This window comes from uncultured Cyclobacterium sp. (assembly GCF_963976465.1).
In the GTDB taxonomy this organism is placed as follows: domain Bacteria; phylum Bacteroidota; class Bacteroidia; order Cytophagales; family Cyclobacteriaceae; genus Cyclobacterium.
The window spans coordinates 1-7,115 of record NZ_CAXBOC010000299.1 but is presented as its reverse complement, the minus strand read 5'-3'; the positions used below and the strand labels follow the sequence as shown (position 1 = coordinate 7,115).

At 40.4% G+C, this 7,115-nt stretch carries 6 protein-coding genes and 1 pseudogene; 6 read left to right on the top strand and 1 reads right to left on the bottom strand.

Translation table 11 applies throughout. From position 1 onward, the window contains the following. The first annotated feature begins 74 nt into the window (after window positions 1-74). From aroB to AAC037_RS15980, 6 genes are all read left to right on the top strand, one after another. Window positions 75-1,112 carry a 3-dehydroquinate synthase gene (gene aroB, locus AAC037_RS16005; protein WP_339903943.1) on the top strand — a complete coding sequence of 346 codons (1,038 nt, stop codon included), beginning with the start codon at window positions 75-77 and terminating at the stop codon, window positions 1,110-1,112. A gap of 59 nt (window positions 1,113-1,171) precedes the next feature. Continuing rightward, window positions 1,172-2,401, top strand: coding sequence for a 3-phosphoshikimate 1-carboxyvinyltransferase (locus AAC037_RS16000; RefSeq protein ID WP_339903942.1), 1,230 nt, complete (start codon window positions 1,172-1,174; stop codon window positions 2,399-2,401). A 105-nt stretch (window positions 2,402-2,506) separates the two neighbouring features. Further along, window positions 2,507-3,322 carry a prephenate dehydratase gene (locus AAC037_RS15995; protein ID WP_339903940.1) on the top strand — a complete coding sequence of 272 codons (816 nt, stop codon included), beginning with the start codon at window positions 2,507-2,509 and terminating at the stop codon, window positions 3,320-3,322. Next, a complete protein-coding gene (locus AAC037_RS15990) occupies window positions 3,322-4,482 on the top strand; it encodes an aminotransferase class I/II-fold pyridoxal phosphate-dependent enzyme (protein ID WP_339903939.1) in 1,161 nt (386 codons plus the stop codon). Before AAC037_RS15995 ends, AAC037_RS15990 begins: the two co-directional genes overlap by 1 nt. Further along, the gene (locus tag AAC037_RS15985; protein WP_339903937.1) at window positions 4,479-5,327 is read left to right on the top strand and encodes a prephenate dehydrogenase; all 849 of its coding nucleotides are present in this window, start codon (window positions 4,479-4,481) and stop codon (window positions 5,325-5,327) included. Before AAC037_RS15990 ends, AAC037_RS15985 begins: the two co-directional genes overlap by 4 nt. Before the next feature lie 57 nt (window positions 5,328-5,384). Continuing rightward, window positions 5,385-6,599 (top strand): arginine deiminase family protein, encoded by a 1,215-nt coding sequence (locus AAC037_RS15980; protein WP_339903936.1) that lies wholly within the window; start codon window positions 5,385-5,387, stop codon window positions 6,597-6,599. A 26-nt stretch (window positions 6,600-6,625) separates the two neighbouring features. Here the strand turns inward: AAC037_RS15980 and AAC037_RS15975 are convergent. After that, window positions 6,626-7,115: pseudogene (locus AAC037_RS15975) on the bottom strand (LPS-assembly protein LptD); the annotation flags it as partial.

The window sequence follows — 7,115 nt, the reverse complement described above, 5'->3', positions numbered from 1 at the left end:
ATATCCTTGTTCATTCGGTTTGTTTTTAAGGGATAAAAACGGGTTTAATTTTTACCTTTACAAAAAAACAGATTTTGGAAACAATAATATTTTCTTCCCGAATAGCGCAGGATTTGATCCGATTCCTTGAATCGAAAAAGTACTCCAAGCTTGGTGTCATCATGGACAGCAATACGGTCAAACACTGCTACCCTTTGGTCTCTAGCCATCTTCCGGAGCACACAAGCTTTACTTTTGAAGCAGGGGAGGTGCACAAAACCCTAGATACTTGTGTAAAGATTTGGGATTGGATGACTGAAAATAGCTTTGATCGTAAAACCCTGATTCTGAATATTGGAGGTGGAGTGACAGGAGATATGGGAGGCTTTTGTGCCAGTACCTATAAAAGGGGGATACGCTTTATTAACCTGCCAACTACCCTATTGTCTCAGGTGGATGCCAGTGTTGGAGGGAAATTAGGCGTTGACTTCAAGGGGTTCAAAAACCATATAGGTGTATTCAATCAGCCAGAAGGGGTTTTGATAGGTGAAGAGTTTTTGGATACCCTTCCTGAACCTGAGTTGCGTTCAGGATATGCTGAGGTGATTAAGCATGGTCTGATCAGGAATGAAAACTATTTCAATAGCCTAAAAACCGAAAATTGGCAGGCACAAGCCTGGAAAGACATCATCTCAGTATCTGTAGGGATCAAAAGAGATGTTGTAGAGAAGGATCCAAAAGAAGATGGTTTAAGAAAAATATTAAATTTCGGACATACCATTGGGCATGCCGTAGAATCCTACTATTTGGATACTCCTTTTCATTTATTGCATGGAGAGGCCATAGCCATTGGTATGATCGCAGAGGCTTACCTTTCCCACAAATTTTTACGATTGCCTAAAGAAGAACTTGCGATCATACAAGAGAATCTCTTGTCAGTGTTTGGGAAAATACAAATTGATAAACAAGGTTTTGATACCATCATTGACCTGTGTTTTCAAGACAAGAAAAACGAGGGAAATGTGTTGAATTTTTCTTTGCTCAAAAGAATTGGAGAATGTGATTTCAATATAGTAGTAGGGAGAGAGGCAGTTGCAGAAGCCTTGGATTATTACAATCAATTATCCAATTGATTGGGGGACTTTTTCCCACCGTTGTGCTAAACCTTTAAATTTCAAGCTTTATAAAGTTCATGAATACTATTGTACTGCCTAAAAAAGAAGCATTTGGTCAAATCCAAATACCACTACCATCCTCAAAAAGTGAAAGCAACAGGGTATTAATCATTGATGCCCTTACCCAAGGAGAAAATAAGCTTTCAAACCTTGCAGAGGCCAGAGATACGCAAACCATGATCCGACTGCTTCAAGATGATCCGGAAACACTGGATGTCTTGGATGCAGGGACTACTATGCGTTTTTTGACAGCATATGCAGCCTTAAATAACAAGAAGAAGATCATGACGGGTACTCCGCGTATGTGTGAGCGGCCCATAGGTATTTTGGTTGATGCTCTGAGAGAACTCGGTGCCAATATAAAATACCTCAAAAAAGAGGGTTACCCCCCATTGTCAATAGAGGACTTTTCAGGTCAAAAAACCAACGAAATAGAAATAAGAGGAGATGTTAGTAGTCAATATATTTCTGCTTTGTTGATGAATGCCCCCTTATTGCCTCAGGGCTTGATTTTAAACCTTACAGGTAAAATTGGTTCAAGAACTTATATCACCATGACCTTATCCCTTATGAAGGCCTTTGGTGTTGATTATAAATTTGAAGGAAGCCGCATTGAAATAAAGCCTGCTGCTTATGTTCCTACCACCTTTGCTGTTGAAAGCGATTGGTCAGGTGCTAGCTATTGGTTTAGCCTATTGGCCTGTGCTGAGGAAGGTGAGCTTTTTCTTAAGGGACTTAAGGCTGAAAGTTTGCAGGGTGATGCCATGATTGTGGAAATAATGGACAAGTTGGGCGTACAAAGTGAATTTCAAGAAACAGGCATATCGCTTAAGAAAAAAGAAGTTCTTGGATTGCCAAGCTTTGATTTCACCCACTGCCCGGACTTGGCGCAGACAGTAGCTGTCACATGTGCACTTATAGGACAGACATCTGAGTTTTCGGGTCTGGAAAGCTTAAGGATTAAAGAAACAGATCGAATTGATGCTTTGCAAAAAGAATTATCCAAAATCGGAGCTTTGTTGGAAGAACGAAAAGCAGGGGTTTTTACTCTTGTTCCCGCCTCAGAAATACCGGATAAGGTAAAGGTGGCTACCTATGATGACCATCGGATGGCCATGGCATTTATGCCCCTAATGACGAGAACTGAACTGGAAATTGAGGATCCTGAAGTGGTCAATAAATCTTATCCAAGGTTCTGGACACATTGGGGTTTATTGGGGCTTCAGCCAAGGTTCAGCAATGAATAACACATGGTAAGTGTTGCTGTTGACAATACGGGTTATGTTGGCTGGTCTCCATATGGCCTAGTGTTTTTGATCAGTCCATTTTATATCTAAATTTTGAGAACGAAAATGAAAATAGCAATACAGGGCGTTTTAGGCTCTTTTCACCACCAGGTTGCCCAGCAATATTTTGGGAAAGATATCGAAGTATTTGGTTTCAATACTTTTGAAGAAGTAGCCAAAAGTGTGGAGTCTGATGCTGTAGATGTGGCCGTGATGGCAATAGAGAATTCAATTGCAGGTGCCATATTGCCCAACTATGACATCATTGACCGGCATGAGCTATATGTGGTCGATGAATATTATTTACCCATCTCTCATAATTTAATGGCCCTTCCGGGGCAGCAACTTGCTGATATTACGGAGGCCAGGTCCCATCCAATGGCTCTGCTACAGTGTAAGAATTTTTTCGCTAAACACCTTGGCATTAAACCTATCGATGATGTAGATACCGCCTATATTGCAAAGGTCATTTCTGAACAGAAAATAAAAGGATTGGCTGCAGTAGCCAGCGTAAAAGCGGCAGAGTTTTATGGCTTGGAATTGTTGGCTGAAGATATTCAAACCATAAAAAATAATTTTACAAGGTTTATTATCTTGCAAAAGGACAAGCCCCAATCTGTAACTACACCTACCAAAGCAAGCTTAAAAATTACCATAAAAAACCAAAAAGGAGGACTTGCCAAATTGCTTACCGTATTGAGTGACAATGACCTTGATTTGACAAAAATACAATCCATACCGGTGATGAGTAAGCCATGGGAATATTCCTTTTTTATCGATACACTTATTGCTGATGAAGCTAAGTTTAATAAGGCCATGGAATCAATTGCCGCTAACTATGGGGCAGTGAAAATTTTCGGAACTTATCAAAGTAGAAAATAATGAAAGGATTTTCGGACAGACTCGGAGAGGTTCAGGAATACTATTTCTCCAAGAAACTTAAAGAAGTTCACCAACTCAGGCAAAGTGGGAAGCCCATTATTAATATGGGAATAGGTAGTCCTGACCTTCCCCCGGATAAAAGTGTCATTGATGCATTAAAGCAGACCGCTGATACTTCTTCCGGGCATGGGTATCAGTCTTACCAAGGAACGCCGGAATTGAGGAATGCGATTGCTGCCTTTTATAACCGAAATTATCAAGTGTCACTAGATCCTGATTCTGAAGTTTTGCCTTTAATGGGATCAAAAGAAGGGATTATGCATATTTCAATGGCTTTCTTAAATGAAGGCGATGAGGTGCTCGTTCCCAATCCGGGATACCCGACTTACACTTCAGTGACCAAATTACTCAATGCCATTCCGGTTTTTTATTCTCTGAATGAGACAGAAAATTGGGCACCTGACTGGAAAGCATTGGAGAAAATGGACCTTTCAAAAGTGAAGTTGATGTGGGTGAATTACCCCCATATGCCTTCAGGTGCCAATGGCAATGAAGCTTTGTTTGGGGAGTTGATTGATTTTGCTAAAAGGCATGATATACTTTTGGTACAAGACAACCCCTATAGCTTTATTTTAAATGATACCCCACAGAGTTTATTGGCAATTCCAGATGCAAAGGATCATGCTTTGGAGTTAAACTCCTTGAGCAAAACCTTTAATATACCCGGATGGAGAGTAGGCATGCTAGTGGGTAGAAAAGATTACTTGGAAGCGGTTTTAAGAGTGAAGAGCAATATGGATTCAGGAATGTTCTTGGGCTTACAGGCCGGGGCTGTTGCTGCCCTTAACCTTGATCCATCTTGGATCAACGGAATGAATGCCATATATGCCCGCAGGAAAGCATTGGTATTAGAAATGGCAGCTTTATTGCACCTGCAAGTTGATGAAGAAGCTGTAGGTATGTTTGTATGGGGGAAAGTGCCTGATGGTAAAAAAGCAACAGAAATAGTGGATCAATTGCTTTATGATTATGATATTTTTATTACCCCGGGTTTAATATTTGGAAGCAATGGGGCTTCCTATGTGCGATTTTCTTTGTGCATAGAGGAAGACAAAATTAAAGAAGCCATTGCTAGGTTAAAAAAACACAAAACGCTATGAAAAAAATACATATCATAGGATTGGGATTGTTGGGAGGTTCTTTTGCCTTGGCAACAAAAAAAGCAAAACCTGAACTGGAGATCACAGGTTTTGATAGGGATGAGCGAAATATAGCTATTGCCTTGGAAATGGGCCTTATTTCTAAATCTCTTCCTGTTCCCGATCAGGATACAGATTTGGTGATTTTGGCAACTCCGGTAGATACTTTATTTGACCTATTGGACAAAACCTTAGGTCAGGTTGCTGCGCATACCCTTGTGATGGATTTTGGATCTACAAAAGACCAACTGTGCCAACAAATGAATGCGCACCCCAAAAGAGCGCAATACCTGGCAGTGCATCCAATTGCAGGGACCGAAAATTCCGGCCCCAAAGCTGCAAAGGAAGACCTTTTTGATGGGAATGTGATGATCATTTGTGAGATGGAAAAGACAGATGTACACCTAAAGGGAATGGCCTATGATATTTTTGACGCCCTAAACCTCAGGTTGCGCTTTATGGATCCGAAAGACCATGATCTTCATCTGGCCTTTGTTTCCCACCTATCTCACGCAACTTCTTTCGTTTTGGGAAAAACCGTGATTGATAAAACCGCTGATGAAAGAAATATTCTGGACATGGCCGGGAGTGGTTTTACCTCCACTGTTAGGCTGGCCAAAAGCTCCCCCGAAATGTGGGGCCCTATTTTTTTAGAAAACAAAACCAATGTGCTAGAAGCCCTCAATAGTTATATAGATCACCTGGTAGCATTCAGAGACAAGATAGCAGCAGATGATATTCAGGGTTTAAAAGAAGAGATGTTAGCTGCTAATAAAATAAGAAATATTCTGAATTTCACAGAATAAGCTGAAAGAATTGGATTAATTGTTTATTAATTGTGGTTTTGTTGTAAATTGGTGCATATGCATTTGACCATAAATTCTGAATTCGCGACCTTAAAAGAAGTAATTGTCCATAGACCGGGGCGAGAAATTGATCGATTGACACCCTATAACAAACACTTGTTATTATTTGAAGATGTTCCCTACCTGGAAGAAATGCAAAGGGAGCATGATGTCTTTACCAAGCTGATCCGTGAAAAATGCGGGGCAGAAGTTTATTATTTCGATACATTATTAGGGGATATCCTTTCCGATGACAAGTTAAGAAATGAACTGATAAGGGAGGCTTTGGCAGTTTCCAGACTTGATCACCTTACGGATGAATTATTGGGTGTGCTCACCAAAGAACAGTGTGTGCAAGCTTTAATTGCCGGTATTAAAGTTCATGAGGTAAGGGGCAGTGTAAGTTCCAATGCTTTGGCAGATTTATTGGACCTGGCTTTTTTAATCCCACCTTGTCCCAATTTGTATTTTCAACGTGATACAGCTGCCATATTGCCCGGAGGGATTGTTTTTTCAAGTATGCGTTTGGCTGAGCGTCAAAGGGAAGCCAATATGGTGCGTAAAATTTTCGAAAATCATTCTCTTTTTAAAAGCAAAATTCATCAAATTTATCCTGGATCTTCTAATAACCACAACCATTCGATAGAGGGAGGGGATGTAATCATTCTTTCAGACAAAGCAGCAGCCATAGGCTGCTCAGAAAGGACGGATGAAAAAGCGGTATATCATGTGGCCAAAAGCCTGATTGCTGATGGGCCGATTGAAAGAGTTTATGAGGTTCATCTCCCTAAAAAGAGAAATTTCATGCATTTGGATACCGTTTTCACCATTTTAGATAAAAACAGGGTGCTAACCTACCCGGATGCACTGCAGGCAGTTCAACATATTTCTGTTTATACCAGAAAAGAGGATAAAAGTGAAGTTGTAAACATAAAACGGAAGGTTTTAAAAAGTACCTTACGGGAAGTGCTCAAAAAGGAAATCGATGGATTGGAAATAATAGGGACCGATAAGGTAAATCAAGAATATGCTTTGAGAGAACAATGGTTTGATGGGGCCAATGTGTTTACCATTGGGCCGGGTCAGGTCATTTCTTACAACCGAAACAAGCACACCAATCAGGCGCTGAGAGATTATGGCATTGAGGTGTTTGAAATGCCATCTTCGGAGCTTTCCAGAGGTCTTGGAGGACCTAGGTGTATGAGTTTGCCAATCGCCAGGTCTGAGGATTGATAAAGACTTTGAAGACCTAGTGATTCCTAAAAACTGTCAAAGAAAGACCGTCTTCTGGAAACTTTTAAGTCCCGTAAAATATTTGATTTCACTCGAATGTCTATATTATAAGAAGTAAACCTGCCAAAAGGCACCCAGTTGACATTCATTTGCCAGCAATGCAAATCTCTGGCCATGCCAATCATGGTTTGGGTGATTTCTGCTGTAGAAAGATCGTAGCCACTGCTAAAGTTTATTTTCCATTTATCCGATAGACTGATATCTCCGGAAATATTTATGGCTTGTGTAACATTTTTAGTACCAGAGGTTGCTTTGCTGTAACTCAAGTTATAACTATAAGTCATATTCCAGGGGATGGACCAATCGATATACTGACTAGGGTCATTCGCTATTCGATTAATTTCATTTTCTACAAAATCATTCATTTGCCCACCCTGGTTTAAGAAATCATTGGTGAGTTCATCCCTAACTTCTCCGGGTGATAATACTCCTTCTGCTAAGTAAATCATATCTGTT